At 59.9% G+C, this 25,657-nt stretch carries 19 protein-coding genes and 1 riboswitch; of the genes, 14 read left to right on the forward strand and 5 right to left on the reverse strand.

Annotation, left to right across the window (positions count from 1 at the left end):
* Positions 1-9: 9 nt before the first annotated feature.
* The 4 genes from sake_RS00800 to sake_RS00815 form a co-directional block, all read right to left on the reverse strand.
* Positions 10-2,895 carry a heparinase II/III family protein gene (locus tag sake_RS00800; RefSeq protein ID WP_178945241.1) on the reverse strand — a complete coding sequence of 962 codons (2,886 nt, stop codon included), beginning with the start codon at positions 2,893-2,895 and terminating at the stop codon, positions 10-12.
* Positions 2,896-2,925: 30 nt separating this feature from the next.
* The gene (locus sake_RS00805; protein ID WP_178945242.1) at positions 2,926-4,917 is read right to left on the reverse strand and encodes a glycosyltransferase family 4 protein; all 1,992 of its coding nucleotides are present in this window, start codon (positions 4,915-4,917) and stop codon (positions 2,926-2,928) included.
* A gap of 83 nt (positions 4,918-5,000) precedes the next feature.
* Positions 5,001-6,254 (reverse strand): UDP-N-acetyl-D-mannosamine dehydrogenase, encoded by a 1,254-nt coding sequence (gene wecC, locus sake_RS00810; protein ID WP_178945243.1) that lies wholly within the window; start codon positions 6,252-6,254, stop codon positions 5,001-5,003.
* Positions 6,255-6,448: 194 nt separating this feature from the next.
* The gene (locus sake_RS00815; RefSeq protein ID WP_178945244.1) at positions 6,449-8,431 is read right to left on the reverse strand and encodes a glycosyltransferase; all 1,983 of its coding nucleotides are present in this window, start codon (positions 8,429-8,431) and stop codon (positions 6,449-6,451) included.
* A gap of 96 nt (positions 8,432-8,527) precedes the next feature.
* Between sake_RS00815 and sake_RS00820 the strand changes: the two genes are divergently transcribed.
* Entirely contained in the window at positions 8,528-9,286 is a 759-nt protein-coding gene (locus tag sake_RS00820; protein ID WP_178945245.1) for a DUF6270 domain-containing protein, read from the forward strand.
* 415 nt (positions 9,287-9,701) lie between these two features.
* Positions 9,702-10,100 carry an RNA-binding S4 domain-containing protein gene (locus sake_RS00825; RefSeq protein WP_129358405.1) on the forward strand — a complete coding sequence of 133 codons (399 nt, stop codon included), beginning with the start codon at positions 9,702-9,704 and terminating at the stop codon, positions 10,098-10,100.
* 19 nt (positions 10,101-10,119) lie between these two features.
* On the opposite strand, the gene sake_RS00830 is transcribed toward sake_RS00825, so the two are convergent.
* Positions 10,120-12,528, reverse strand: a complete 2,409-nt coding sequence (locus sake_RS00830; RefSeq protein WP_178945246.1) for an excinuclease ABC subunit UvrA — start codon at positions 12,526-12,528, stop codon at positions 10,120-10,122.
* Between sake_RS00830 and sake_RS00835 the strand changes: the two genes are divergently transcribed.
* The 12 genes from sake_RS00835 (at position 12,527) to sake_RS00885 (ending at position 25,655) form a co-directional block, all read left to right on the forward strand.
* Entirely contained in the window at positions 12,527-12,670 is a 144-nt protein-coding gene (locus sake_RS00835; protein WP_178945247.1) for a hypothetical protein, read from the forward strand. The genes sake_RS00830 and sake_RS00835 overlap by 2 nt on opposite strands.
* Positions 12,630-14,060, forward strand: a complete 1,431-nt coding sequence (locus tag sake_RS00840) for an MATE family efflux transporter (protein WP_129358407.1) — start codon at positions 12,630-12,632, stop codon at positions 14,058-14,060. Before sake_RS00835 ends, sake_RS00840 begins: the two co-directional genes overlap by 41 nt.
* 154 nt (positions 14,061-14,214) lie before the next feature.
* Positions 14,215-15,087, forward strand: a complete 873-nt coding sequence (gene efeU, locus sake_RS00845) for an iron uptake transporter permease EfeU (RefSeq protein ID WP_178945248.1) — start codon at positions 14,215-14,217, stop codon at positions 15,085-15,087.
* Positions 15,088-15,152: 65 nt separating this feature from the next.
* Positions 15,153-16,481 (forward strand): iron uptake system protein EfeO, encoded by a 1,329-nt coding sequence (gene efeO, locus sake_RS00850; RefSeq protein ID WP_178945249.1) that lies wholly within the window; start codon positions 15,153-15,155, stop codon positions 16,479-16,481.
* A 15-nt stretch (positions 16,482-16,496) separates the two neighbouring features.
* Complete coding sequence (efeB, locus tag sake_RS00855; protein ID WP_178945250.1) at positions 16,497-17,918, forward strand: iron uptake transporter deferrochelatase/peroxidase subunit; 1,422 nt, start codon at positions 16,497-16,499, stop codon at positions 17,916-17,918.
* A gap of 15 nt (positions 17,919-17,933) precedes the next feature.
* A riboswitch (TPP riboswitch) is annotated at positions 17,934-18,030 on the forward strand.
* 76 nt (positions 18,031-18,106) lie between these two features.
* Positions 18,107-18,901, forward strand: a complete 795-nt coding sequence (locus tag sake_RS00860; protein WP_129358411.1) for a 3-oxoacyl-ACP reductase — start codon at positions 18,107-18,109, stop codon at positions 18,899-18,901.
* Entirely contained in the window at positions 18,898-20,199 is a 1,302-nt protein-coding gene (locus tag sake_RS00865) for an LLM class flavin-dependent oxidoreductase (protein ID WP_178945251.1), read from the forward strand. The genes sake_RS00860 and sake_RS00865 overlap by 4 nt, the downstream gene beginning before the upstream one ends.
* 195 nt (positions 20,200-20,394) lie before the next feature.
* Positions 20,395-20,757 (forward strand): peptidase inhibitor family I36 protein, encoded by a 363-nt coding sequence (locus sake_RS13585; protein WP_371811963.1) that lies wholly within the window; start codon positions 20,395-20,397, stop codon positions 20,755-20,757.
* Positions 20,758-20,816: 59 nt separating this feature from the next.
* Positions 20,817-21,695 (forward strand): hypothetical protein, encoded by an 879-nt coding sequence (locus sake_RS00870; RefSeq protein WP_129358413.1) that lies wholly within the window; start codon positions 20,817-20,819, stop codon positions 21,693-21,695.
* Positions 21,696-21,709: 14 nt separating this feature from the next.
* The gene (locus sake_RS00875) at positions 21,710-22,930 is read left to right on the forward strand and encodes a secretion protein HlyD (protein WP_178945252.1); all 1,221 of its coding nucleotides are present in this window, start codon (positions 21,710-21,712) and stop codon (positions 22,928-22,930) included.
* The gene (locus sake_RS00880; RefSeq protein ID WP_129358415.1) at positions 22,927-24,987 is read left to right on the forward strand and encodes an ATP-binding cassette domain-containing protein; all 2,061 of its coding nucleotides are present in this window, start codon (positions 22,927-22,929) and stop codon (positions 24,985-24,987) included. The genes sake_RS00875 and sake_RS00880 overlap by 4 nt, the downstream gene beginning before the upstream one ends.
* 224 nt (positions 24,988-25,211) lie before the next feature.
* Positions 25,212-25,655 (forward strand): DUF2871 domain-containing protein, encoded by a 444-nt coding sequence (locus tag sake_RS00885; protein WP_129358416.1) that lies wholly within the window; start codon positions 25,212-25,214, stop codon positions 25,653-25,655.
* Positions 25,656-25,657 lie beyond the last annotated feature (2 nt).

Genomic DNA, 25,657 nt, shown 5'->3' on the forward strand with positions numbered 1-25,657 from the left:
AGAAATTTCCTATATGGCGATTCCCTGGTCAGAATAAACCCTGGACATCAACTCTGAATATTGTTCATTGTTGGGGGACCGATGGCCCGGCCCCAGATCGTACAAGATAGTCGCATGCGATTTCGCGACGGGCTGGCTGTCCAAAAAATGACTCAGCGGTTGTTCATGGTGTTGTGTGTGAAAAGTGTCTCCTGGGTTGGACACGAGATACACGTTGCCCAGAGAACCTCCGTGTGACAGGCGCTCAATAACGCTGACCCGGCGGATGAGGGCCGGATCGGTCGGGGCCTCCCGGGTCCCGAAGGATGCTTCGAAAGCCGCTGCGGCCGAGTGCGCATGGTACATACGGACATCGGTTTGGGCGTTGAAAGCGATAACGCTGGCTTCCGGTAGGAAGGAACCGACTTGCAGGGCCGCGAAGCCCCCTCCGGAGCCGCCTTGCAGCACGACTTTGTCCACTCCGAGCGCACGAGCTGCAATATGTATTTGGTGGGCGATAGCTTCATGCAGGTCTAGCTCGGCGACGCCCATGTACCAGCCCAACCGCAGAGTGGAGGAAAGGTCCAAAGTTGGGTCGGCGAGATTCATGGTCGGGCCGGTCGACAACCCACGTTGGAATTCCATGCGTTGAAAAATTGGGATTTGAGTTTTGTTGCGATCGATCGCGCCGTGGAATTGAACAGTGAGCACGGACCCGGGATCAGGAGCCAACGCCATGGGCAAGACGAGCGGCCCCAGATCGACGGTGTGCAGCTGAGGTTTCTTTCCGAGCTTTCTCGGGCGCAGTGACTCCGGGTGGCTCACGACAGGTAGATCGTAGAACGTCGGTCGCCAACGGGGGTTACGGGTCCAGTTAATAAGCGGGCCCCGGCTACCGCGGGGACCGTACTGGCCGGGTTTTGACCGAGGGTTGAGATCAGCAGCCGTAGTTGCCAGGCCGAAGTCCAAGTCAGCGGGAAGATTCAAGGCTTTGGCCTCGACGCCGAAACTCTGAAGAATTTCTTGGCGATCCTTGGCCGTCGCTTTCCACGCCGACTCTCGAGCCTGGGATGCGAGCTCAAGAGCGGTTTTCCGCATGGCTTGGGTCGTTGACGCCTTGTCACCTGCTGGCTCGTCCGCGGCGTCCGTCTCCGAGGCGGGTTCGTCGGCCTTGTCCAGGGCTCTGCGAATTGTCTCCACATCTGTGCCCTCATCGAATGTGTGGCGCGTATTTTCCCCAATGACGATATTCTCGGTGACCGCACCGTTACTGATTTTCAGTCCGAAATATCCGCGCGGGAGGCCTGGGAGGTTCTCGACCGAGGCCGTATTTCGGTGACTTGCTACAACGACAGTTATGAACCTGAATACTTCACCGGTCTTGGAGAATTCGACGACCGGCGCTGTGGCCAGAGTCTTCCACGCGGTCGCGATGTGTCCTGTGAAGTCGTTATCCTCGTCCGGGGACTCATGGATGGTGCACTCCGGGGAGATTCCGGACGGTGCTAGAACGGCGGTCTTCTCGCCCTTAACGAGTTGGACGGACGCTCCATTGTCATGAGCCTGTACGTCTGGGCCAAGTTGCCATCGTTGAACTGCAGTGACGGAATGGTTGCTGCGTACCGTATCGACGATGACGAGGTATTCACCGACGGTGGAAAAGACGACGCGACGGCGAATATTGACGTTCCTGTACCCATCATCCTCGACTGTCGCATCCCATATTGGGCCGGTGAGATGAGCAGAGATCAGAGAGACCGGTTCCCTACTCTTTCGTTTTCCGTCTTTGAGATATACCAGGCTGTGATGGTTGTGATCCGTGACGTACAAGCGCATCGGGTGCGTATGGGTGTACGAGTACTTTCCTGGATCTGTGATCCAATTGACTCCCTGGGCCGAGAAAGTCATCGACCCGCCGTCTTCATGTCCGTGGACTTTGAATCGGCCGAAGACCATAGAGAAGAAGGTTTCCTCGGCCATATCTCTCTCGAACTCTCCCCAGCCGCTCCGGCCGAACAGGTATCCGTCGTGATAGAGCTTGACGTTCTCCTCGGGGGGAGATCCTTGAGCGCCCTGGGATGTGACGTAAAGGCACGCGGGATGGTCGATCTGCGTTGCCGCGGCATCGTCGGTATCTCCGATGGGGGACAACAGACCGTCCGGGCGAGTTGCATGGGCTAGTTCTTCCGGCACTTTATCGAGAGAGTCCATGGCTTCCGGAATCTTAATTCCCGCTTGCTTCATGCGCCAGATCAGTCGATTCCACCAAATGTAATTATTCCGGTGGTAGGCGATTGCCCCTTCGGCGTTGACTCCTTCATCGTCCCACTGCTGTTCGTAGAGCTCGACCAATCGATCAAGGGCTAGCCTGAGATGATCCCGATCTTCCAGGACTAGAGCACACACCATGAGAGCTTCATGCTGGTGCAGCGCATGATTGGCCCGGCCGATGTGCGATTCGTCCGCTAGCCAGGCGAGATGCTCCTCGAGCGATTGGATAAGCCACGGCAGCTCGTCCGGATAGAGATCTTGAAGCATGGGGACCGCTTGGGCGAGATGTACGGCGCGGATGGCCTCGATCATGTCCACCCAAGAATCAGGAGCCGGCTCGTCGTCGGTCAAATGAGGTGGACGGTTGTTGATGAACCAGTCGTGAGCCAGTGTGAGCCACTTGCTGGCAGCCGCACTGTCGCCCTGGGCCCCTGCCGCACGTAGCGGCTCGAGCCACCGCAGCATATGCAACTGGCAACGCCAGTTCTTGTCCTGGAACGGATTTGCTGTCCAGTCCATAGGCTCGTTGAGCCGCCACATGGGGTGTGGTCTCAGCAGCACTTCGCCGTTCATGACCTCAGCAAGCGTCTTGGTGTTCGGCTTCTTGCGGACTATCTGCTTCCGCGCGGCTTCCACATTGACCATCGAAAGGCCTTCCTTACTTTTGGTCAGAGGCTAGTCCACGAGGGACTGATATATCTCTGAAGCTTTGCTGGCCAATTTTCGCCAATCACGGTTTTCAACGACCCATTCTCGTGCCTGAGAGCCAAGCACCTGTATCTCTTTCGGATTCTCCAAGAGTCTTTCCAGCTGAATTCGCAGGTCACCGGCGTCCCCTTTTCGATGGAGGAGCCCGTTGTGACCGGGCGTGACGATCTCAGCCAAAGCCGCGACGTCCGAGGCCACCACTGCCTTGCCCATGGCCATGGCCTCAAACGGTTTGAGAGGAGAAACCATCTCACACACCGGCAACGGCAAACGTGGGAATGGCGCGATGTCGATCAGTGAGTAGTGGCCTTCGACCTCGGTGTGGGGTACTCGTCCGGTGAACGTGACGATGTTTTGCAACCCCTCGTCTCGGGTGTACGCCTCGAGCTTGTGCCTTTCAGGTCCGTCGCCGACGATCAGTACATGGAAGTCATTCCGCACGGACGCCAGTTCCCGGGCTGCCTCAAGGATCAAGTCGATCCCCTCGTAATCAAGGATTGATCCGATGTAGCCAATGACTGTTTTGTGTTGAACCTCCAATCTATCCGCAAGCGCTTCATCTCGCGGGACCGGACGGAATCGATCTGTGTTCACGCCATTGGGGAGAACCGATATTTTTTCTGGGTCCACACCTCGATCGATCATTTCATCGCGTAAGGCATTCGTGATGGTCAGTACTTTTGTGGCTTGCTGGGCGGCGTCAGTCTCCATCCGCACCATATGCCTGAACAAGTCGCTACTACCCCAAGCAGGCTCCCGAGAGACTCTAGTGATTTCCCAAAGTCCGCGGATTTCATAGATCGAAGGAAGGCCGAGCTTTTGAGCTGTTTGAACACCCGTCACACCGTTGACGTAGTTGGATGCGGCGTGAATGAGGCCAACCTTTTCCTGGCGGGCGAGGGCTTCCAGCGACTCCGCATATTTCTGTGTATACGGATACACTGGGTTCTTCCGCATGATCTCACGCTCTGGAAGCAGAAGCCGGTGATAGTTGACTCCATCCACGGTCTCCAGCTCTGGGACATCAGGAATGTCCTTGTACCCCGGCATGTCATACGGATAAGCCAAGCGGGTGACGCCGTCTACATTCCATCCGCGCTCGTTGAGCTCGTGGATGAGCCCCTGAGATCTTGTGGCGTATCCCGCTGAGTGAAACGGCAAGGAGTTGTAGAGGAGATACAAAACCTTGTTGCGCTGTACTTCGTAAGCGGGGTTTGGCCCGGGTACGGGGAAGGGGAACCCCTTGAGAGACAGCTGATAATTGGAAGTGTGCTCTTGGGAGACCTTTTCCAACTGTTGTTTTCCCCAACGATCATGTGGATAGACCTTGAGGTACGCGCGTATATAGACCTCTGTCTGTTCCGGCTTGCGCGCTTGCTGGCTGCGACGAATCGCGCGTCTTGCGGAATCGGCCGGAATCGCCGTTACTGCGCAGCGTTGAATGATGCTCTCGGTGAGCCCCGATCTTCCTCTCGCCATGGACACGATTAACATGGTGCGATCCGCGTCCTGTTGGCTGAGTCCCTCGAGCGCAGTTTCGAGAGTTTCCTCCTTGGAACCAACTCCCGTCATGACCGCGTTGACCCGTATGGCTGCTCGCACGACAGGGTCCGGGGAATGTTCCAAAATGCGGAGTCCTCGTTCCAATTTATGAGGAATCATGTAATCGAGGCCAGCGCGATGGAACTCAGGCGCTGTGAGTATGTCTTCTTCCAAGCGCTTCAGCGCCCACCGCTGTCGCGAGGAATGAGCTTTGATTTCTCCCTGGACAGCCATGAACAACTCGAGAGCGTCCACATTGGCGCCGTCGGCTTCCAGCGCCAGAGCCAGAATTTCTTCAGCGGCTCGGGCTTCTGCGGATTCGACGAGGAATCTTCCATACTCGGTGAGAACCTCGGTATTCGCACCCGTCAAGACCAGCAATTCCCGGTACGCAATCCGAGCCTGATTCGGCCTCATCTTTTTTATGTCGGAAAGGCGAGTCCGAACGGATGGCGTTTCGTCGGGGCGGCGATGCGCGGCACTGCGATCGTTTAGGCTCATTACCGCCAGATGCCTTTGGTGTCGATAACCGTCTTGCCTTTAAGCGTCGTAGCCGGAAGGGCCTTGAACTCTCGGTGGTCGACCAGCAACAACACCACGTCGACTTCATCCAATGCTTCGTGCAAATCCGCCGACCGCACATTCTTCATGGACCCGAGTGAGGTGGGCAAAGACTCCACATTGGGCTCGACCGCGAGGACGTCGGTCTCGGGCAGGGAAACGGCCAAGCGTTTGGTGATGTTCAGAGCCGGCGACTCGCGAAGGTCGTCGATATCCGCTTTGAAGGCCAGGCCCAGCACGGCCACCTTCGGCTTCTCCAGGTGCTGAACCGCGTGGGTCACCTTGCTGATCACCCAGTCCGGCTTGCCGTCGTTGACCTCACGAGCCGTGCGAATCAGATTCGAGTTCTCCTTGTCCGCAGCGACGATGAACCACGGATCGACGGCAATGCAGTGGCCGCCCACACCTGGGCCGGGCTGGAGAATGTTGACACGCGGATGGTGATTGGATAGCTCGATGAGCTCCCAAACATTGATGCCCAGGTTGTCCGCAATCAGCGACAACTCGTTGGCGAAGGCGATATTGACATCCCGAAACGAGTTTTCGGTGAGTTTCGCCATTTCCGCAGTCGTGTCGTCGGTCGGCAGGAGTTCGCCTGTGCAGAAGGTTGCGTAGATTTCAGTTGCCCGACGCGTGGCCTCAGGGGTTTGTCCACCGATGATTCGATCGTTGGTGATCAACTCTTCCATAGCTTGGCCAGGGAGGATGCGCTCCGGGCAGTGGGCAAAGTGAATTACGGGCTTATCATCCGGGTTCGGAGAGCCGTCGGCCACCAGATCGGGCCGAAGCGTCAAGATCTTTTCGGCCATCTTTTTGGTAGACAACGGCGGTGATGTGGATTCGAGAATGATCAACTCATCACCAACGAGCAAGGGGGCAATGGACTCGGCCGCGGCGAATACGTAGGAAAGATCGCCCTCGTGATTTTCCTTGAAAGGTGTGGGTACCGCCAGGATGTAGGTATCCGCGTGCGGCATGAGGGTGGTCGCCGTGAGGTTCCCGGAATCGACCGCTTTTTTCAGCAACTCTTCGAGACCCGGCTCGACGATAGTTACTTCTCCGCGGTTGATGCGACCCACGTTGTCTTCATTGATATCGACGCCCGTCACGGTAAGGCCGTGGTTGGCCATCGTGACTGAGGTGGGAAGGCCGATGTATCCGAGACCGACGAATGCGACAGATGGCTGAGTCATAAAGGCTGAATTCCTCTGAGGGGATCGGCGATCATGTGCGCCGACCAATATTGGATGCGATGTGATGAAGATGGTGGCCACTGATCCCGGCGCGCGCCTTATCGTCGGATATTCGTATTGCCTCGCGAAATTATCCCAGCCTGACTAGGCAAAATCCAATTTTTGGGAAAGATTTGTACTTGTGACTCGATGCGTTAGGCGAAGAGGTGCTCCAGCGGCAGGCCGAAGAATTTGACTTCACCGGTTGCCAGCAACTCGACGTCCTCGACGTCCCACGCATGCCCTGACGCGACCTCTTGACGCATCTGGCAGAAATTGAAGCGGTCCGAGGAATAGACGCTGGCGCCGGCACGGACTGCCCGCTTGAGGAAGTCCGAGTCCTCGCCACGGGACAGCTCACTGAATCCGAGGTCTCGGAACAGCTCTGTTCTGCCGGTCATGGTCGGCCCCATGACGAAGTCGGTCCATCTATGTTCCCGGTCCGGGAATCGCAACATGGTGGCATCTCTGCCCAGCAGGTGCATGTAATGGGCTTGCTTTCCCACAATGTCGGCACCTGAGAAGCGCAGCGTACGCAACAGGTCCGCGAGATATTGCGGACCGTAGAGGTCGTCGTCGTCGATCTTGGTCATTATTTTGCCCGATGCGGCGGCGGCTGCTTCGTTCAAACATCTGCCTAAGGACCAGGACTGCGGGGCGTCGAGCGTTTCCAGATGTTCGATCCCGGCGGCCGCGGCCCTTGTTCGCAGCACAGAATCCTTGACTTCGAATCCGTGGGTCACGAGGACTACTTCGAGGTCGACGTCCTCGAGTCCTCCTAGAGCTTCGAGGACGTGATCCAGTTGGTGAGGTCGGTTGGTGCTGACAACCGCACTCACCGAGGGAAGCGACAGCCGACTCCGGAAACTCTCCTGCTGGGCGTCCTGGAAGAGGCCTGCTGCCTCCAGAACTTGCACCATGCGGTGTGCATAAGTGTGTTTGCGCCAAATCTCTCGTTGTCCCAAGTGCGCGGTGCGGTCGTTGAGCTCGGGGGACCTGACGAGTGCTCGAATGGTGTGTTGTGCATTCTGTGCTGAGTCCACCACAGGGACCTGCTCAGGGGTGAAGAACCTCGGTATTGCCTCGGACGCCGTGGTAATCACAGGGGTTCCGGACGCCGTGATCTCGAAAAGGCGACGCGCACACATGGATGGCGATTCCGTCACCGAATTGACGTTCAGAAACACTTTGAACGCTTTGTACGCGGTCAGCATCCGATCGTAGTCCAGGCCACCGACAACTCGTTCCGAAAAAGGCGCCGGGAATTGATAGCGCTCGTCGTCTCCCACGAAGCGCGAGAAGATCTCCAGTCCGTATTTCATTCTCCCGGAGACGGCCAGTGCGGCGTTAAGCAACAACTGCATCTGCTCGCGTCGCTCCCGAAACTTGTGAGAGAAATACATGCCGGCGAAGGCGACGTCGCGTTGATGGAAGCCGTGCTGGGGTCGAATGGGGTTGTGCACGGCCGGCTGGGCGGCGAAGGAAAGGGGAAAGACACTCTCATGACCGAGCTTCCGTTGGTATTCGGGAATCAGCCGGGAATCGGAGGTCAGAACGACGTCGAAAAGCCGTGCTGTATCCAGGAAGTCTTCGAAATGCGGTGGATCTTCCTTGTTCCAGAAAACCGAGGGTACGCCGACCTCGCGGCAGTGCGCCACGAGCTCTCGCAATGCGGCCGATGGCGCATTTGAGCCCGTGAGCTGGTACTGCCAAGCCCCGTCGTTGCCGGACCACGCCGACTCGACAAGAAGGAGGTCCGGTGGAGTCTCCTCGAGCTGTCGGTGCCAGGACTCCGGCGTCACAGGAAGGGTTGGGAATTCATGACTCCAGGCGGTCTGGGAGAATTTGTCCAGAATTGTCGCCACGGTGAGGTCCGGGAACATGGGTTTCTTGCGCGAAGGCTGTGCTGGAAGGAAGTCCAGAGTGTAACCGGCTAGGGTTGCGCTTTCAGACCGTCCTGCCAAACCACTTCGGGCGGGAACGTTCTGAGACCGTGAAACGGCGGTCGGCATCAAAGCGTCGTTCAGCCCGAGGCGGCTTCGGTGGATATAGGTCCGGGCCTGCGCGATTCCGCCCTTCCTCAGGTGCCAGGCCAATCGGCGAAAATGCTGAATGCTTAGGAGCCGCTCCGCGGACATAAAGACTCCTAGCGCGATAGGAAATGGGCCATTGGCACGGACGCCATTAGTCTAACCACTAAGTCGAAATTAAATGGTCGGTTGGGAGAGACATCTATGACGGAGTCGCAGAAGGACCGGGTCCCTCGGCTCTTCGTATTCGGGTCTTGCGTGTCTCGAGATGCGGTTGAGCGACTTGGGCCAGGCTCATACGAGCTTCGGCGTTACATAGCGCGGCAATCGGTGATTTCCGTCGGTCATGACGCCTCAGAATTCCTGCCCACCAAGTTGGGGCTTCAGCATGCCTTCCAGGAGCGAATGGTCGTCGGCGACTGGCGCGGTGACCTGTGGGAGCAGATTGATTCAGCCGGTGAATTCGACTTGCTGCTGTGGGACCTCGTCGACGAACGGCACGGCGTCTATTGGTTCATGAATGGCGGGGTCGCCACCAGGTCAGTGGACGCACTCTCGGCCGAGCCTGTCGCTGAGGTGCTGCCCGGGGAACAATGGGTGCCCTTTGGAGATGAGATGCATTTTGAAGCATGGAAGGAAGCAGTCAGCGAATTCAGCGAGGGTCTACGAAAACGTGGCCTTTGGGAAAAAGTCGTGGTCATCAAAGTGCCGTGGGCGGTCGAGGGACGCAATGGCGAATCTGTTCCGCCCAGCCTGGGATTGTCCGCGAGTCAGGCCAACCAGCTCTTCGAGCCTTACTACAGCTATTTGGAAGCCCTGGGGTTCGATGTGCTGTCCGTGGCAGGAGATGTTTTCGGCGATTCCGAACACCGCTGGGGTCTCGCTCCGTTCCATTACATCCCCGAGGTCTACGACGAAATCGATGCGGGGATACTGCAACGTTTCGGGGCCCTAGAGAGCTGAATCTGTTCGCCGATCTGGCACTTCGGGCCTCTCAGCCGGACCTGAGAGGCCCGAACACAGGAACTTGTCCAAGTCGTGACCTGATTAACAGGAGGCTCTCAGCTGGTGTGAGGTTGCAGCTCAGTCGGGGTGGTTAGGTTAATAAGTACCTCATAAGGTGCGAGTGATTGATGAGAGGCGGACCGCGAATCCGTCTCGGACCATCGGCCGGGGGTGGAGCGTTTTCCCTATAGCTCCACTTCCCGGCCGGTGGTTTTTTAAACCGAGGCCTCCGCCTGGTGGGGGCGCGGCGCAGGGAAAGGGCTCTGAATCGGGTAAATGCCTCCCAACGTGGCCCGCATCATTCCTGCCGAGCCGACCAGCGTTGTCGCCTGAACGCCCCGGGGCAGCACCGTCCGGACTAGACTGGATGACCATGAGCTCAGAGAACCAGACTCCGCAAGAAGGGCCGCAGAGTGTGCGGTTGGATGCATGGCTCTGGGCCGTCCGGCTCTACAAGACCCGCTCTTCGGCCACAACCGCCTGCCGTGCAGGACACGTCCGCCTCAACGACCAACCCGTGAAAGCCTCACAAGCCCTCAGGGTGGGCGACGTCGTCAAGGTTCGGACGCCAGGCTGGGAGCGAGTTTTTGAAGTGATCAAGTTGCTGACCAAACGAGTCGGGGCGCCCGTGGCCCGCACCTGCTACGTCGACCATTCCCCGCCGCGTCCTACGGCGCTTTCCGCCCCGGTCCCACGCCGCGAGCCCGGAGCTGGGCGTCCAACCAAGAAAGAACGACGCGAGTTGGAGAAACTCCGCGGACGTCACGGCTGAGGCCCTTCCCCAGGGGTGTTTACTGTTCGGCGGAAGAGGGCAAACCCCCGCGGACGTAGTCGGCCAAGTACCGGCCCGTCGTTGTTGAACGGGACTTGACGAGCTCGGCCGGCGAACCTTCGAAGACCACGCGCCCGCCGTCGTGACCGGCACCGGGACCCAGATCAACAATCCAGTCGGCATGTGCCATGACCGCCTGATGGTGTTCGATCACGATCACCGACTTGCCCGATTCCACGAGCTGATCCAGCAGCCCCAGAAGCTGTTCCACGTCGGCCAGGTGAAGCCCCGTGGTCGGCTCGTCGAGGATATAGACCCCGCCTTTTTCTCCCATATGGGTAGCCAACTTGAGCCGCTGCCGCTCGCCACCCGAGAGGGTGGTCAGGGGCTGTCCCAGGCTCAGATAACCGAGTCCGACGTCGTCTAAACGCTTCAGGATCTTGTGCGCGGCGGGAAGCTTGTTCTCGCCCGGCCCGAAGAACTTCTCCGCCTGGGCGACCGACATGGCCAGAACTTCGCTGATGTCCTTGCCGCCGTATTTGTATTCCAGGACCTCGGGTTGGAAACGTTTGCCTTCGCAGTCCTCGCACACGGTGGAGAGCCCCGCCATCATCCCCAGGTCGGTGAATATGACCCCGGAGCCATTGCAAGTTGGGCATGCTCCTTCCGAATTGGAACTGAACAGCCCAGGCTTCACGTCGTTGGTTTTGCCGAATGCCTTGCGAATCGGCTCGAGGAGGCCGGTGTACGTGGCGGGATTGCTCCGGCGCGACCCCTTGATGGGAGTCTGATCGATGGAAACGATGCCTTCCTCTGCGCCCCGCGTTCCCTTGAGCAAAGAACCGTGGAGCAGCGAGGACTTCCCGGATCCGGCGACGCCGGTAACCACGGTCAGGACCCCCAAAGGGACGTCGACGTCCACGTTCCGCAGGTTGTTGCGGTTGGCACCGCGAATCTCGAGTTTTCCGGAAGCCTGACGAACCGAGTCTTTGAGATGCACGCGGTCGTCAAGATGCTGGCCCGTCACAGTACCGGAAGCACGCAAGCCGGCGACGTCGCCCTCGTAGCAAACTTCGCCGCCGGCTTTGCCTGCACCGGGGCCTAGATCCACCACGTGGTCGGCGATCTCGATCATCTCCGGTTTGTGCTCGACCACCAGAACCGTATTGCCTTTGTCCCGCAGCTGAAGAAGGAGTCGGTTCATCCGCTCGATGTCGTGGGGATGCAGCCCGATAGACGGCTCATCGAATACGTAGGTCACGTCGGTCAACGAGGAGCCCAGGTGGCGGATCATCTTGACCCGTTGGGCCTCGCCGCCAGAAAGCGTCCCGGAAGACCGATCCAGGGACAGATAGCCCAGACCGATCTCTACGAATGAATCGAGGAGGTGACGCAGCGCCGTGAGCAAAGGACCCACGCTGGGGATCTCGAGGTTTCTGACCCACTCGGCCAGATCGCTGATCTGCATTTGGCACAACTCGGCAATGTTTTTGCCGTCAACCTTGGAAGACAGTGCACCCTGAGTCAGGCGAGTGCCGTGACAATCGGGGCAGGTCACGTAGGTCACCGCGCGATCCACGAACGCTCGGACGTGAGGCTGCATCGACTCCTTGTCCTTGGAAAGCATCGATTTCTGGATGCGAGGTATTAGGCCCTCGTAGGTCATGTTGATGCCGTCGACCTTGATGCGTACGGGTTCCTTGTACAGAAAATCGTGCATCTCACGCTTTGTAAATTTTTTGATGGGTTTGTCCGGGTCAACGAAGCCCGAACCGCTGAACAGCCGGACGTTCCAGCCGCCGCCCGAATATCCGGGGACTTTGATCGCGTCATCGGATAAGGACTTGGCCTCGTCGAAGACCTCCGCCAGGTCCAGATCCGTCACCGAGCCCATGCCTTCACAGCGGGGGCACATTCCTCCGGTCACGGAGAATGTCGTCTTGACCGCCTTGCGGTGGCCTCGCTCGACCTTCATCGCTCCGGACGCGGTCACGGAGGGCGTGTTGAAAGAGTAAGCCTTGGGGCCGCCGATCTTGGGTTCGGCTACGCGGCTGAACAGGGTCCGCAGCAGTGCGTTGGCATCCGTGACGGTCCCGACGGTCGAACGCGCATTGTTCCCGATACGTTCCTGGTCCACGATGATCGCCGTGGTGAGGCCGTCCAGAAAGTCCACTTCCGGTCGCGCCTGGGTGGGCAAGAACCCTTGGACGAACGCGCTATAAGTCTCGTTGATGAGTCTTTGCGAGTCGGCCGCGATGGTTCCGAAGACCAAGGAACTCTTGCCTGAGCCGGAGACGCCAGTGAATACGGTCAAGCGCCTCTTGGGCAACTCGACGTTGATGTCCTTGAGATTGTTCTCCCGAGCTCCGTGCACGCGGATCAGCTCATGGAAGTCGGCGGGGTGCACTGTCTGGAGTGTGTTGGCCATGACTCGATCTAACCAGAAGTCCTGGCCCGCCGGAACGGTCATCAAGCAGATTGTGGACAACAACGGAGTCAACGGGTTTGGGGCACAGCGTTGGGGTAGTAATGGGGCCCGCCCGTGGCTCGACGAACCTTTCACCTCCTAGACTTGGCCGGGTGAATAACGCACCTGAACACACCTCATCGGAGGCGTCAGCGAAGAGTCTCAACCGGCAGATCCTCGCCCTGGCCCTACCGGCCTTCGGCGCGTTGATCTCGGAACCGCTTTTCATCCTCGCCGACACCGCTATTGTCGGCCACCTCGGCACGCCCCAGCTGGCGGGCCTTTCGGTCGCTTCCACGGTAGTTCAGACGGTCATCGGCCTCATGATTTTCCTCTCGTACTCGACCACCCCGGCCGTTGCCAAATTCTTCGGCGCTAGGAACCTCAAGGCGGCGTACGAGAAAGGGCGCGATGGCCTATGGGTCGCATTCGGTTTGGGTCTTGTCTTGGCCATCGCCGGTTGGATTCTTGCCCCCGCCGTTCTGGGCATGATGGGTGCCCAGAAGGAAACCCTCGAACACGCCGTCGCCTACATGCGCTGGTCCATGCCGGGTTTGCCGGGTATGCTCATCGTCCTCGCGGCCCTCGGGATTCTGCGAGGACTCCAGGACACCAAGACGCCGCTGTACGTTGCGGCAACCGGTGCAGCGGTCAACGTAATCCTCAATATGATCCTGGTCTTCCCGTTGCATCTCGGAGTCGCAGGCTCCGCCATGGGCACTTCACTCGTTCAATGGGGCATGGCCGCCGTCTACCTCGTCATGATCGTCGGAGGCTCCCGAGACCATGATGTCTGCTGGACGACGTCGCCGAGCCGGGTAGGTGCGATACTTTCCGTCGGTTCATGGCTGATGCTGCGCACCGCGTCGATGCGAGCCGCGATGCTCCTCACCGTTTTGGTCGTCACTCACCAGGGGCCGGTCAACTTGGCGGCCTATCAGCTGACGATGTCCCTCTTCGGGTTCATGGCGTTTGGGCTCGACGCGCTCGCTATCGCGGCCCAAGCCTTACTCGGAAAGGAGATGGGCAGTCGGAACCTGAGTCTGCCCTCCGAGAAGGAGCACGTCAGAAGGCTCATGAACCGCCTGATCCGATGGTCCGTGGGCTTCGGCGTGATCACCGGCCTGATCTGTCCCATCATCGGATACGGATTCGGCTGGGCCTTCACCCCCGACCCGCACGTTCAGCAGCTCTTCGGTGCCGCAATGATCGTGGTTGCGATCGGACAGCCATTGGCGTCCTATGTTTTCATTCTCGACGGCGTGCTCATCGGCGCCGAGGACGTGAAATATTTGGCCCTCGCCTCATTCATTTCGTTGGTGATTTACGCACCGATGCTCTGGGGAGTATTTGCTTTCAGCGCGGACCGCGGAGGCGACGTCGATCCCAGGGGCTTCGTCTGGGTCTGGATCGCGTATGCGATGGGCTTCATGGGACTTCGTGGAATCACGCTCGGGTGGCGCTCGCGCTCGAACGTATGGATCAGGGCCTGACGCGGAATAGGTCAGGGAAGCCATAGAGGAAAACAAGGCTTACTTGATCATCGGTAAAGCATTAACGTGGTTTGTGGTGAGGTTATACTTCTCTTGAGCCCAGCCGCCGAGCCCATGACAGGGCCTCCAGCGGCTGATCGTCTTGGGAGGCTGTGTGTTCGTTGCCAATTTGTTGATCGCTCTCCGGGAGGGGTTCGAGGCTTCCCTCATCATTGGGATCCTTGTTGCGTATCTGATCAAGACCAGACGCCGCGATGTCCTGCCCAAGATGTGGCTGGGCGTCGGCGTGGCGGTTCTGTTGCCTCTCGGCATCGGCGCACTGCTCACATGGGGGCCTAAGACACTTTCGTTCCAGGTTCAAGAGATCATCGGCGGGACACTTTCCCTGGTTGCTGTTGCCCTCGTGACCTGGATGATCTTCTGGATGGGCCGTCACTCCCGCCAGCTCAAGCACGATCTTGAATCTTCGGTGGAGCGCTCCTTGGTGGGTGGCTCAGGCGGGTGGGGCATGGTGTGGCTTGCCGTGCTGGCGGTCGGCCGAGAAGGCGTGGAAACCGCGCTTTTCATCTGGGCAACGGTTCGATCTTCCATCCAAACCAACGTCCTGGCGACCACCACGGGCGTGCTGACAGGCCTGGTACTTTCGGTTGCCCTCGGGTGGATCGTCTACCGAGGTGCTCGTCGGATCAATATGCGCCTCTTCTTCTCCGCGACCGGTTATTTCCTGATAGTGGTGACGGCCGGGATCTGCGCTTACGGAATCGGCGACCTGCAAGAAGCAGGCGTGCTGCCCGGGATCATGAGCCACGCTTGGGACCTTAGCAATCGCTTGCCTGCGATCACATCGCCCCTCTTCTGGACCTACACGCTCGGACAGGCTGTTTTCCAGGTCAATCTCCAGCCGACGGTGTTGCAAGTCCTCGCATGGGTCGTCTACTTGGTTCCCACAGTCTTTCTCTTCACGCGCCAAGTCTCCTCTGGCAAGCGCGCCGCAACGCGGGCCGCACCGCATGTTCAGGCGCACTGACCCCTCAATCCCTTCCCCGAGCCGGACGCCGTAGTCCGCGCCATCACCGAACCCGAGAGGAAAACATGAAAAACACAAGGTACCTTCTTGCTGTTCCGGCCGCTATAGCTATGGTCATCTCTCTGTCGGCATGCACTGACAATCCCGCAAATTCGTCGGCTTCATCCAACGAGTCCACAAACGGGGGAACCGTTCAGACCGTCAAAGCCAACATCGCCAACGACACGTGCACGACCGATCCGGCCAAGATCCCGGCCGGCAAAGTCGCCTTCGAGATCGCCAACAACGGGACCACGCCGAATGAATTCGAGGTTCTGACCGAGAACAAACTGCAGATCGTTTCCGAGAAGGAAAACATCGGGCCGGGCACCACGGCACACATGACAACGGCGCTCAAGGAAGGAACGTATTACACCGGGTGCAAGCCGAATATGGTCGGCAACTTCGTGGGACTCGCCCAACTCGACGTTATCCCAGGCGAGAACGTGGAAGTAGCAAAAGATGTCCAGGCCGCCGAGGACCACGCGATCTCGAACTACACCTCGTACGTCAAAGACCAGACGGGTCAGCTGGTGAGTGCGACCCAAGAGTTCACGAAGGCCTACATCGCAGGCGATGACCAAAAGGCGAAGACGCTGTACCCGTTGGCTCGTCAGCATTACGAGCGCATCGAGCCGACCGCCGAATCCTTCGGCATCAAGGAAGGAGGGGACCTCGACGTTGCGTTGGACGCCCGAGTCCAGGACCTCTCGGCGGATGCGCACAAGAAACCCACGGACCCGGAGGTACTCAAGGGCTGGACCGGCTGGCACCGGATTGAGGCGGACCTGTTCACAGATGATTCCGCCGGGTACAAGTTCGACACGGACGAAGACCGGAAACGAGCCGCGGACGAGCTGAACGAAAACACCCAGAAGCTCTACGACCTGGTCTACGGCAAGATCGACGGCGCCAAGGGCAAGTTCAAACTCGAATTGTCCGACGTCGCAACCGGCGCTTCCTCGCTCCTGGAAGAAGTTGCCACGTCCAAGATCGTGGGTGAAGAAGAGACTTTCTCGCACACGGATACCTATGACTTCAAGGCCAACGTCGAAGGAGCTGAGGTTGCCTATGGGAATGTCGCTGATTTGGTGAAAGACAAAGACCCCAAGCTGGCAGAGAAGATCGAGTCAAAATTCGAATCGGTGAAGTCACTGATCAACGAACAATCGACCGGTAAGGACGAGGGCGGAAACACCCTGTTCAAGGACTACTCCCAGATCGCTGCCGTTCAGAAGGACGCCGGGGAAGCGCCCAAAGACTCGGATTACACCGACCTCCAACGAAAGTTCTCCGACGCGGTCAACGCTCTCGGTGAGCCGCTGTCCAAGATCGCGGGAACGATCCTTCACTAGTCCACGGAAGAATCAATGTCACCTCACACATCATTCGGTGATGAACCGCGTGCTGCGTCGTCGTCTGCCAAAAACTCGCACTGGGCAGAGACACACCCTACGGATGCCATGGCCGGCGACGAGGCGGCAGCAACTCAAGGGAAAACCCTCGGTTTCTCGCGTCGTCGGCTCGTGGGGGCCGCGGGAGCGGCCGGCCTGTTGGGCATTGCGGGCTTCGGCGGTGGAGCAATCGGTCACCGCATGGGTAGCGATGAAGCCGCAGCAGCCACTCCGGCTGAACTCAGGTACCCCTTTCGCGGGGAAAAACAACAGGGAATTCTGACTCCCACGCAAAACAATATGTATACCGCCGCCTTTAATGTGACTGTTCAGGATGTCGGAGGACTCAAAGAACTGCTTTCCGAGTGGACGGTCGCCGCAGAGCATATGTGCGCGGGGGAACTCGTTGGCGGCGCTCCTGAGGGCAATCACCACATGCCGCCCGAGGACACCGGAGAAGCCTGGGGATACTCGCCGAGCGGACTGACCATCACCTTCGGTTTCGGACGTTCGCTCTTCGTCGATGAGCACGGAAATGATCGTTTTGGACTCAAGGACAAGATGCCCAAGATCCTGAGCGATGGGGTTCCGAAATTTGCGAACGAAGCCCTGCGGGCAGGATCCAGCGACGGGGACATCCTGATCCAGACGTGCTCCAATGACGCTCAGACCTGCGTCCACGCGATCAGAAACCTGACCCGCATCGCCTTCGGCTCGGCGACGCTCAAGTGGAGTCAGATCGGTTACGGACGCAGTTCCTCGACGTCGAGGGGACAGCAGACACCCCGTAATCTCTTCGGATTCAAGGATGGTACGGCCAACCTCAAAGCGGAAGACGGCGATGACCTCTTCGGCGACAACGTTTGGGTTCAGCCCGAGGATGATCCCAACGCACAGTGGATGAACGGTGGAACGTATTTCGTGGCACGAAAGATTCACATGTACCTCGAAATCTGGGATCGAGTACGGCTCTCCGAACAGCAGGAGGTGATCGGCCGGGACAAGCAGTACGGTGCGCCACTGTCGATCGCCTCGCCTCGGGCGTCGGACGAGTTCGAAGCACTGGACTTCACGGCTCAGGATGACCACGGGGAACCCGTGATTCCCACGGACTCGCACGTGGCCGTCGTCGCCCCTGAGAACAACGGGGGTCATCGGATGCTTCGACGCAGCTACAACTATACGGACGGCAACGATTCCCTCGGGCGTCTGGATGCGGGTCTGTTCTTCATCGCCTACGTGCGAGATCCCCGGAAAGGTTTCTACCCGACTCTCAAGAAAATGACGGAGCAGGATGCCCTGACGGAGTATCTCCAGCACCAGGCATCGGCGCTCTTCGCCGTGCCCGCGGGCATTCGTGACGGAGACGAGATGGTTGGGCAGGGCCTGTTCGAGTAGCGGTGCTAACATGAGACGCGCGACACGGGGTGCCTCCGAAGGGAGGCTGAGATGAAACCCGTAGAACCTGATTCAGCTAGTACTGGCGAAGGGAATGTCCGCAGAGCGCACTTACATCCGCGTGCCGCAACAGCGGTTGCGGGAATCGCTCTTTCGGGTGCCTTCGCCTCGATGGAGAGGCAAAGACCATGACCGAAAATCCCACCACCGTATCGAGCGTTCTGCCCATCGACGAGCAGATCGTGGTGGTGACCGGCGGCGCGAGGGGCCTTGGAGAGAGCATCAGCCGCGCTTTCCTCGGCGAAGGGGCAAAGGTGGTCATTGGGTACCACCAGAGCAAGGACGACGCCGCCCGCATCGTCGACGAATTCCCGGACCGAGCCCGTTGCGCGGCCCTTGACGTTCGGGACGGGGAGAGCATTCGAGAGTTCGCGACGTCAGCCTCCGGATTCTTCGGCACCGCACCGACCACGCTGGTCAACAACGCCCTGGTGGACTTCAGCTTCAACGGCGAGGCCCGGTCGAAAGCCGCCGACATCACCGCCGAGGAATTCCAGAAACAGATCGACGGGTCGCTCCACGGGCCGCTCGCGATGATCCAGGCGCTCCGACCCGGTATGGCCGAACGGGGCTTCGGGCGCGTCGTGAACATCGGCACGAACCTGTTTCAGAACCCCGTGGTCCCGTACCACGACTACACGGCGGCCAAGGCCGCCCTGCTCTCCTTGACGCGCACGTTCTCGCAGGATCTCGGCCCGGAAGGAATTACGGTCAATATGGTCTCCGGTGGTCTGTTGAGGGAAACGGATGCGAGCTCCGCAACTCCGGATGAGGTCTTCGACATGATCGCTGCGGGAACGCCACTGCGTTCCGTGACCACCCCGGACGAAATGGCCGACGCGATTCTCTTCTTCGCTTCCCCGTGGGCCCGCGCGGTGACCGGGCAGAACCTGATCGTCGACGGAGGGCTGGTTAAAGGATGAACGCTGGAAAGAAGCACGCACACATCAACCTGTTCATCTACGGCTGCGGGCACCACAATGCGGCCTGGAGGGCCCCGGGCTCCTCGGTCGAGAGGCTCGGCGAGATCGACTATTACGAGGAGCTCGCCCGCACTGCCGAACGCGGCAAACTCGACGCCGTGTTCTTCGCCGATGGCCAGTCGCTGAGCCCCGGCAACCTCGAGGACTCTCCGGCGTGGTTCCTGGAACCACTCACGTGCCTGGCCGCCATGGCGCGGGCGACATCGAAGATCGGCCTGGTCAGCACGGTGTCCAGCTCATTCTGGACTCCTTTCCATGCGGCCCGGATTCTGGCGAGCCTCGACCACATCAGCGGCGGGAGGATCGGCTGGAATGTCGTGACGTCCATGTTTGATGCCGAGGCCCGCAACCACGGTGGTACAACCCTGCCGGGGCACGACGAACGCTATCGCCGGGCTGAAGAGTTCGTCGACGCCGTCCAGGCGCTCTGGGATTCGTGGCCCCGCGCCTCGATTCTGGCCGATCGCGAGGGGCGCTACGCCGACTCGACCATGATCCACGGGGTGGACCACGAGGGCGAGCATTTCTCGGTCGCTGGCCCGCTCAACGTACCCGAACCGCCGCAGGGTCGGCCCGTGCTGTTCCAGGCCGGCGCCTCCGAACCGGGACGAAGCCTCGCATCGCGTCGCGCGGAAGGCATCTACTCCGTCGCCTACGACCTCGAACAGGGCGAGAAATACCGCACCGACATTCGGCGTCGGGCCGCGGCCGCGGGACGGAACCCGGACGACGTCGTCGTGATGCCTGGGCTCGTGACCTACGTGGGCTCGACCGTCGAGGAAGCCGAACGGAAGCGAAGGGAGCTGGACGAGCTCCTGCCCGTCGAGGCCTCCCTGCGCCAGCTGGGAAAATTCGTGCAGCGCGACTGCAGCGACTGGGAGCTCGATGCGCCCGTCCCGGAGCTCGAACCGCTCGAGCAGTTCACCGGACCCAAAGGGCGGTACGCGACGATTCTGCGCATCATCGAAGCCGAGCGCCCCACGGTGCGCGAGCTCCTGGGGCGGCTCGCGGCCGGTGGCGGACACTGCACCATGGTCGGGACCCCGGAGACCCTTGCCGATCAGATCGAGCACTGGCTGGACCACGGGGGAGCGGACGGCTTCAACCTGATGCCCCCGACCCTGCCGGGCGGCATCGAGGACTTCGTGGACCAGGTGATTCCGGAACTCCAGAAACGTGGCCGCTTCCGCACGGACTACGACGCCGCGACCCTCCGGGGGCATCTGGCTAGCGGGTGAACCAGGGGGGTGATGTACGGAAATGACGACATTTCCGCAGGCCACGGGGAATAAGTATAGATTTTATATCTATACTTAAAATTTCTAGACTTTTCGTGCCGAATCCCTTGCCCGGGTGCCCCAAGTCACTTAAGATACTTCTTGCCATTATTAGTGATTCATCCGTAACGGGGAAACATGAAATCGTTAATATCGATGAAACTTCTGGCTGGCTCGCTAGTACCTTGTGGTCTGGCATCGAGTCTGGTGATCGGGGCACCACCCGCTTCCGCTACCGTACTTGGATGCCCCACCTCCAATGTGTGCGTCTATGAGCATGCTCGCCGTGGCGGTTCGTCGCAGGTCATTAACGGTTACAACGGGTATACGGACCTGAGTCGAGCCCTTCACGATCGCGCGAGTTCGTGGACCAACGCGAACGTTAGGGCTTCCGAAGGTATTGGTGAGTGGCGTCGGGGTCGTCAGTTTATTGGCCAAACCCTGCCGCCCGGCTGGTATGAGGACAATTTGAAAAGCATCAGATTTAATGACATGGCAGATTTCGTGAAACAAGTCTGACGTATTAGTTTTTGGCGATGGCGGCCTGACGGTCGCCGTCGCCGGGCTGAAAGAGAATAATGAAAAAGATTACTTTTTTCTCTGTTCTGGTGTTTTTCCTTGTGGGGTGCGGGGCCGCCGAGGGCGGGGCGAAGAGCGAGCCTAATGCGAGCGAGTCTTCCGAGAGTCTCGCCATCGAAAGCCTCGCTGCCGCGACGTCGCCCGATCCCCAGGCCATCGAAAAAGTGGATGAACTCTTCCGTCAGACCCCGGCGATGCATGACGCGGTCGAGAAAGAAATCGGACAGTGTGTCAGTAACCATGGGGCGCGGTGGGTCGCCCGATCACATAAGACCCCGTCGGTGCGTAGTTTGGCGAGCCCGTCGGAACTCAACGTCGAAGATGCTCGGGTTCAGGGATATGTGACTGACGCCGGGCTGGAAGATCCTGAATCTCTACCTTCAGACATGGAAAAGAAGGCGATCTCCGTATTTATCGGGGACCCCGAGAACGGTTCGGTGAGTGTGGAGGGGGTGCCTGGTGGCATCTCCAAGGATGGTTGCCTGGCTTTCGCTTATGAAAAAGTTTTCGGTTCCGCGGAATCTGGTGTTGTCTTCGAAGGCGCCGCAGGGAACCTGCCGCTCCCTTACGTCAATGCGGCTATGGACTCGGAGGAGACTCGAGGCCTCGAAAAGAAGTGGTCCGAATGCATGAAAAACGATGAGAACCTCGAATTCGAGACTCCGGACATTATTCACGCGAAAATAAAGAACCCCGGTATCGATATCGCCGTGGCTGATGCGAAGTGTCGGGAAAAGGTCGACTTCGAGAACCAACTCCGGAAGCAGCTCAACGCGTACCTGACCACGTTCCTCAAGGAAAAGCAGGGGCTGATCACCAAGGTCAGCGACGCGAAAAGGGCCGCTGAGTCTAACGTCCTCGCGATCCTGGGGCAGTGAGTCCGGAGGAGATCATGAAAAGAAAGGGTCTCGCTCTGTTCTCCGCGATCCTTGTGGCCGTGGTCGTGGTCACCTGGATCGCGGCGTCGTCCTTCACTACCTCGGCGCAGAAAGCGGCCGACGCGGAAGCTCCTCCGCCCTCCACGCTGACCGCAACAATCACGCGGGACCAATTGCGCAAGACCGTGCCCGTGACATGCACGTCTAGCTACGGCTCCACGTTCACGGTGCAGGCCCCGCCCTCGGAGGAAGGAGGACAGTACACGAAGATCGCGGTCGCGCCGCACGAAGAGATCGACCAGGGATCGTTGCTCGCCGAGGTCAACGGCAAACCGCTGTTCGCGATGATCGGCCGATTCTCCCTGTACAGAGACCTTCGTGACGGAGACCGCGGCCCCGACGCCCACCAGTTCAATGAGAGCCTCTCCGCCTTGGGGCTCCAAGGAAAACGCTCGGGCGAAGCCCGTGACCTGATCAATGCGGCGACCTACGACGCCCTGGCCCGCCTGTACAAACAATTCGGCTACGAGCCCATCGACAAGAAGGACGCCATTCCGGCCACATCATTCCAGTATCTCGAACGCCCCGGAAAAGTCATCGACGAACCTAGATCGACCGGGCCCGTATCCCGAGGACCCATCGCAACCTTGTCCGCCGAGGGCGCGCGCCTGCGGTGCACAGGAGTCGGCGGCCAGCTGACCCCGGAAGCCGGGGTCGGAAAACGAGTCACGGTGCCATCGCTGGGGACCACGGAGTACGCCATCACGGAGGTCGTGGAGAACACTGGCTCGAGGCACTCGGGCCAGGAAGGCCGCACCGGTGTGGCGCCGAACGCGGGGCAGAGGCCCACATCGAGTTCCGGTGAGGGCGCCGGAGCGCAAGGCGCTCCCCAGCCTGTGGCCCAGGAGGCGGCAGGAAGTAAAGCCGATGAGGGATCCGTGGACCGAGCCATCCTCGTCGACGTCGGCCCGGACATCGACAAGGTCCACGGGACGGTCACCGGGCACCTGATCCTTGACGAATCGCGGCCTCGGCAACTCGTGGTCCCCAGCTCGGGGCTGTGGACCAAAGACAATGAGACCCGGGTGACCGTGGTGGACGGCCAGGACACGCACGATGTGCCGGTCCGAGTGCTGTTCTCCACCGACGGGAAGAACGCGGTCGAGCCCCTGAGCGGGGAGCTCTCTGAGGGGACCACGATTCGCATCGGCACCGATCGAGGTGGGGAAGGGTGAGCGCCGAGGCCGGCGTCGTTCCGAAGGTCAGACCGAATGCGGACGCCCGCCCCTGCGTCGAGGCCACAGGGATCACGCAGGTCTTCGGCGACGGGGAGGCCCGGACGTCCGTGCTCGAGAACGTGGACATCCGGCTCGAATTCGGGGACATGGTCGCGATCGTGGGGCCCTCCGGTTCCGGCAAGTCGACGTTGCTCAACATCCTCGGCCTTCTCGCGCCTCCGACAGAGGGGACATACGTTCTCGACGGAGTGGAGGTCACCGGCACGGGTCCTCGGGACCGCGCGGGAACTCGTCTGGAAAAGATCGCGCTGGTGTTCCAGTCATTCCATTTGATCGATCACAAGTCCGCGCTAGCCAACGTCGAATTGCCGCTCAAATACATGGGGGTGGGGAAAGGGCAGCGCAGGGCCGCGGCGCAGCGGATGCTCGCCGAGCTGGGTATGGCGCATCGCCGCGATGCTCGGCCCGCGGTGCTCTCCGGAGGCGAGAAGCAGCGGGTCGCGATCGCACGCGCATTGGTCACCCGCCCGAAATTGCTGCTCTGCGACGAACCCACCGGGTCCCTCGATTCGCGCCGTTCCGCCGAAGTCCTGAAGATCCTCCGCGAACAGACCGGAAGTCATCAGACCACCGTGATCGTGACCCACGATCCGTGGGTCGCCTCCCAATGCGACCGTGTGCTCTCCCTCGAGGACGGTCGGCTGGTCGAGACGACGTCGCCGACTCGGGAACCCAATCAGGCCGTTGCGATCGGCTCGACGCCGGCACCCGATCAGGACTCGATGCGGGTCCTTGAGATGGTTCCGGTGCAAAGGCGAGGGGCTGCGCCGGAGGAAGCGGCGATCCCCGCAAAGTCTAGATGGCTGCTCACGAGCCTCAAAGAGGCCGCGGAAGCGGTGTCATTGCGATTCAGAAGAAACATGCTGACCACCTTGGGGGTCATGCTCGGCGTCGCGACGCTGGTCCTGACCTCGGGCATCACCTCGACCATCGCGGGCCAGATCTCCGACGCATTCGATGTCTTCAAGGCCCAGCACGTCGTTCTGACCCAGACGAGCAAGACGCCGCTGTCGCGAGAGCAAGCCGTGGAGCTGGCGGCGGGGCCGGAGTACGCCTCCTTGAGCCGGCTCAACGGGGTCAACGTGACCGCCGTCGTCCGGCCCGCCACGGAAGGCATGGAGACCATCACGACTGTCCCGAAGCAGGACAATCAGTTCGACGGACGGGTTCAAACCGAGGTCTTCTCCGCGACCCCGACAGTCTTTGAAGCCCAGGGGCAGAAAATCGAGGAAGGCCGAGGCTTCGACGAGGGCCACGTCGCCCGGAGGGACCGGGTCGCCGTCGTTGGTCGTTCCCTCCTGAACTCGCTCGGAACCCCGTGGACTCCGGGGCTCACCTTGTACGTTGGGGCCACACCGCTGACCGTAATCGGCGTGGCCTCGGAAAATCCTTCCTTGTCCGAGGACCACGGGGCCGTCTACACGCCGTTGGGGATCGCCCTTGAGGGTCATGAGGGCGGAGCCACCAAGATCATCGTGGCAACGTCGCCCGGTGCGGCGAGCCAAGTGGGGCGGGAGGCACCGACGGCGCTGAGTCCGCGCAAGCCGGGACTGTTCTCCGCTAGCGTTCCACCCGAACCCGAAACTCTGCGACAAGCCGTTGACCAGCAGCAACGCTCTCTGCTGATGATTCTTTCCGGTGTGACCCTGCTGATCGGGACCATCGGTATCATGAACACCTTCCTGGTCGCCGTCCTGGAGCGACGGCGGGAGATCGGGCTGAGGCTCGCCGTGGGGGCGCGACCCCTGGGCATCGCGGCACAGTTCTCCGCCGAAGCCGTGCTCACGAGCGCCGTCGGTACGATCCTCGGCACGGCCCTTGCCCTGGACGCGGTCGCGTCCATCAGCCTCGTGAACCACTGGCGACCCATCCTCCGGATGGACACGGTGCTCGGCGGCGTCGTCGCGGGTCTGGCCGTGGGGCTGCTCGCGGGCGCCTACCCCGCGTGGAAAGCCGGGAAGACGGACCCTGTGGAGACGCTCATGCACGCATGACGCCCGGCGGGTTGGTCGGAGAAGAACCCGCGAACCTGCAGACCACGAGGTCGATCGAGTTCCTAATGGGTCGGACGAAGCGAGTGCATCATCCGAATGGTTGATTCGAACTCAATCTTTCCGGCGATGTCGATTAGGCGCTGACTTGGTGAAATTGAAAAACCTAGTTTTCGGATTCAATACCGAGCCACTTCACTTGCCGACACAATGCCCATAGGAGCATTATGAAAAAGCTATTCAACGCCGCATTCATCTACATGGTGGTGGGGGTCCTCTCTGGGCTCTTCTACCGGGAATTCACCAAATCCCATGATTTCCCGGAAGGTGGGTTCACTCAGCTGAGTCTCGTCCACACTCACGTTCTTACACTGGGATTCATCGTGCTCCTCGTGGCGCTGGCCTTGGAAAAGGTATTCGGATTTTCCCGCAGCCCCAAATTGTTCACCTGGTTCTTCTGGCTGTATAACGCCGGCGTTATCGTCACCTCCGGCACCATGGTGTGGCACGGAATGCTCACCGTTCTCGGGCAGGAATCCAACGCCATGATCTCCGGCATCGCCGGGCTGGGACATATGCTGATCACCGCGGGCATGATCGTTCTGTTCGTCGCTCTGCGACGAGCCGTCATCCGTGATCAGAAAGACTCATCGAAATCCGTGCAGGCCTAGTC

It is taken from the genome of Kocuria sp. TGY1127_2 (assembly GCF_013394385.1).
In the GTDB taxonomy this organism is placed as follows: Bacteria; Actinomycetota; Actinomycetes; order Actinomycetales; family Micrococcaceae; genus Rothia.

What these genes read in the sequence shown, in the direction of transcription:
- efeO (WP_178945249.1), top strand. Translation starts at nt 15,153, where the DNA reads ATGAAAAACACAAGGTACCTTCTTGCTGTTCCGGCCGCTATAGCTATG.
- sake_RS00840 (WP_129358407.1), top strand. Translation starts at nt 12,630, where the DNA reads ATGGGGCCCGCCCGTGGCTCGACGAACCTTTCACCTCCTAGACTTGGC.
- wecC (WP_178945243.1), bottom strand. Translation starts at nt 6,254, where the DNA reads ATGACTCAGCCATCTGTCGCATTCGTCGGTCTCGGATACATCGGCCTT.
- sake_RS00885 (WP_129358416.1), top strand. Translation starts at nt 25,212, where the DNA reads ATGAAAAAGCTATTCAACGCCGCATTCATCTACATGGTGGTGGGGGTC.
- sake_RS00835 (WP_178945247.1), top strand. Translation starts at nt 12,527, where the DNA reads ATGACTCGATCTAACCAGAAGTCCTGGCCCGCCGGAACGGTCATCAAG.
- sake_RS00800 (WP_178945241.1), bottom strand. Translation starts at nt 2,895, where the DNA reads ATGGTCAATGTGGAAGCCGCGCGGAAGCAGATAGTCCGCAAGAAGCCG.
- sake_RS00825 (WP_129358405.1), top strand. Translation starts at nt 9,702, where the DNA reads ATGAGCTCAGAGAACCAGACTCCGCAAGAAGGGCCGCAGAGTGTGCGG.
- sake_RS13585 (WP_371811963.1), top strand. Translation starts at nt 20,395, where the DNA reads ATGAAACTTCTGGCTGGCTCGCTAGTACCTTGTGGTCTGGCATCGAGT.
- sake_RS00815 (WP_178945244.1), bottom strand. Translation starts at nt 8,431, where the DNA reads ATGTCCGCGGAGCGGCTCCTAAGCATTCAGCATTTTCGCCGATTGGCC.
- sake_RS00820 (WP_178945245.1), top strand. Translation starts at nt 8,528, where the DNA reads ATGACGGAGTCGCAGAAGGACCGGGTCCCTCGGCTCTTCGTATTCGGG.
- sake_RS00865 (WP_178945251.1), top strand. Translation starts at nt 18,898, where the DNA reads ATGAACGCTGGAAAGAAGCACGCACACATCAACCTGTTCATCTACGGC.
- efeB (WP_178945250.1), top strand. Translation starts at nt 16,497, where the DNA reads ATGTCACCTCACACATCATTCGGTGATGAACCGCGTGCTGCGTCGTCG.
- sake_RS00870 (WP_129358413.1), top strand. Translation starts at nt 20,817, where the DNA reads ATGAAAAAGATTACTTTTTTCTCTGTTCTGGTGTTTTTCCTTGTGGGG.
- sake_RS00860 (WP_129358411.1), top strand. Translation starts at nt 18,107, where the DNA reads ATGACCGAAAATCCCACCACCGTATCGAGCGTTCTGCCCATCGACGAG.
- sake_RS00830 (WP_178945246.1), bottom strand. Translation starts at nt 12,528, where the DNA reads ATGGCCAACACACTCCAGACAGTGCACCCCGCCGACTTCCATGAGCTG.
- sake_RS00805 (WP_178945242.1), bottom strand. Translation starts at nt 4,917, where the DNA reads ATGAGGCCGAATCAGGCTCGGATTGCGTACCGGGAATTGCTGGTCTTG.
- sake_RS00875 (WP_178945252.1), top strand. Translation starts at nt 21,710, where the DNA reads ATGAAAAGAAAGGGTCTCGCTCTGTTCTCCGCGATCCTTGTGGCCGTG.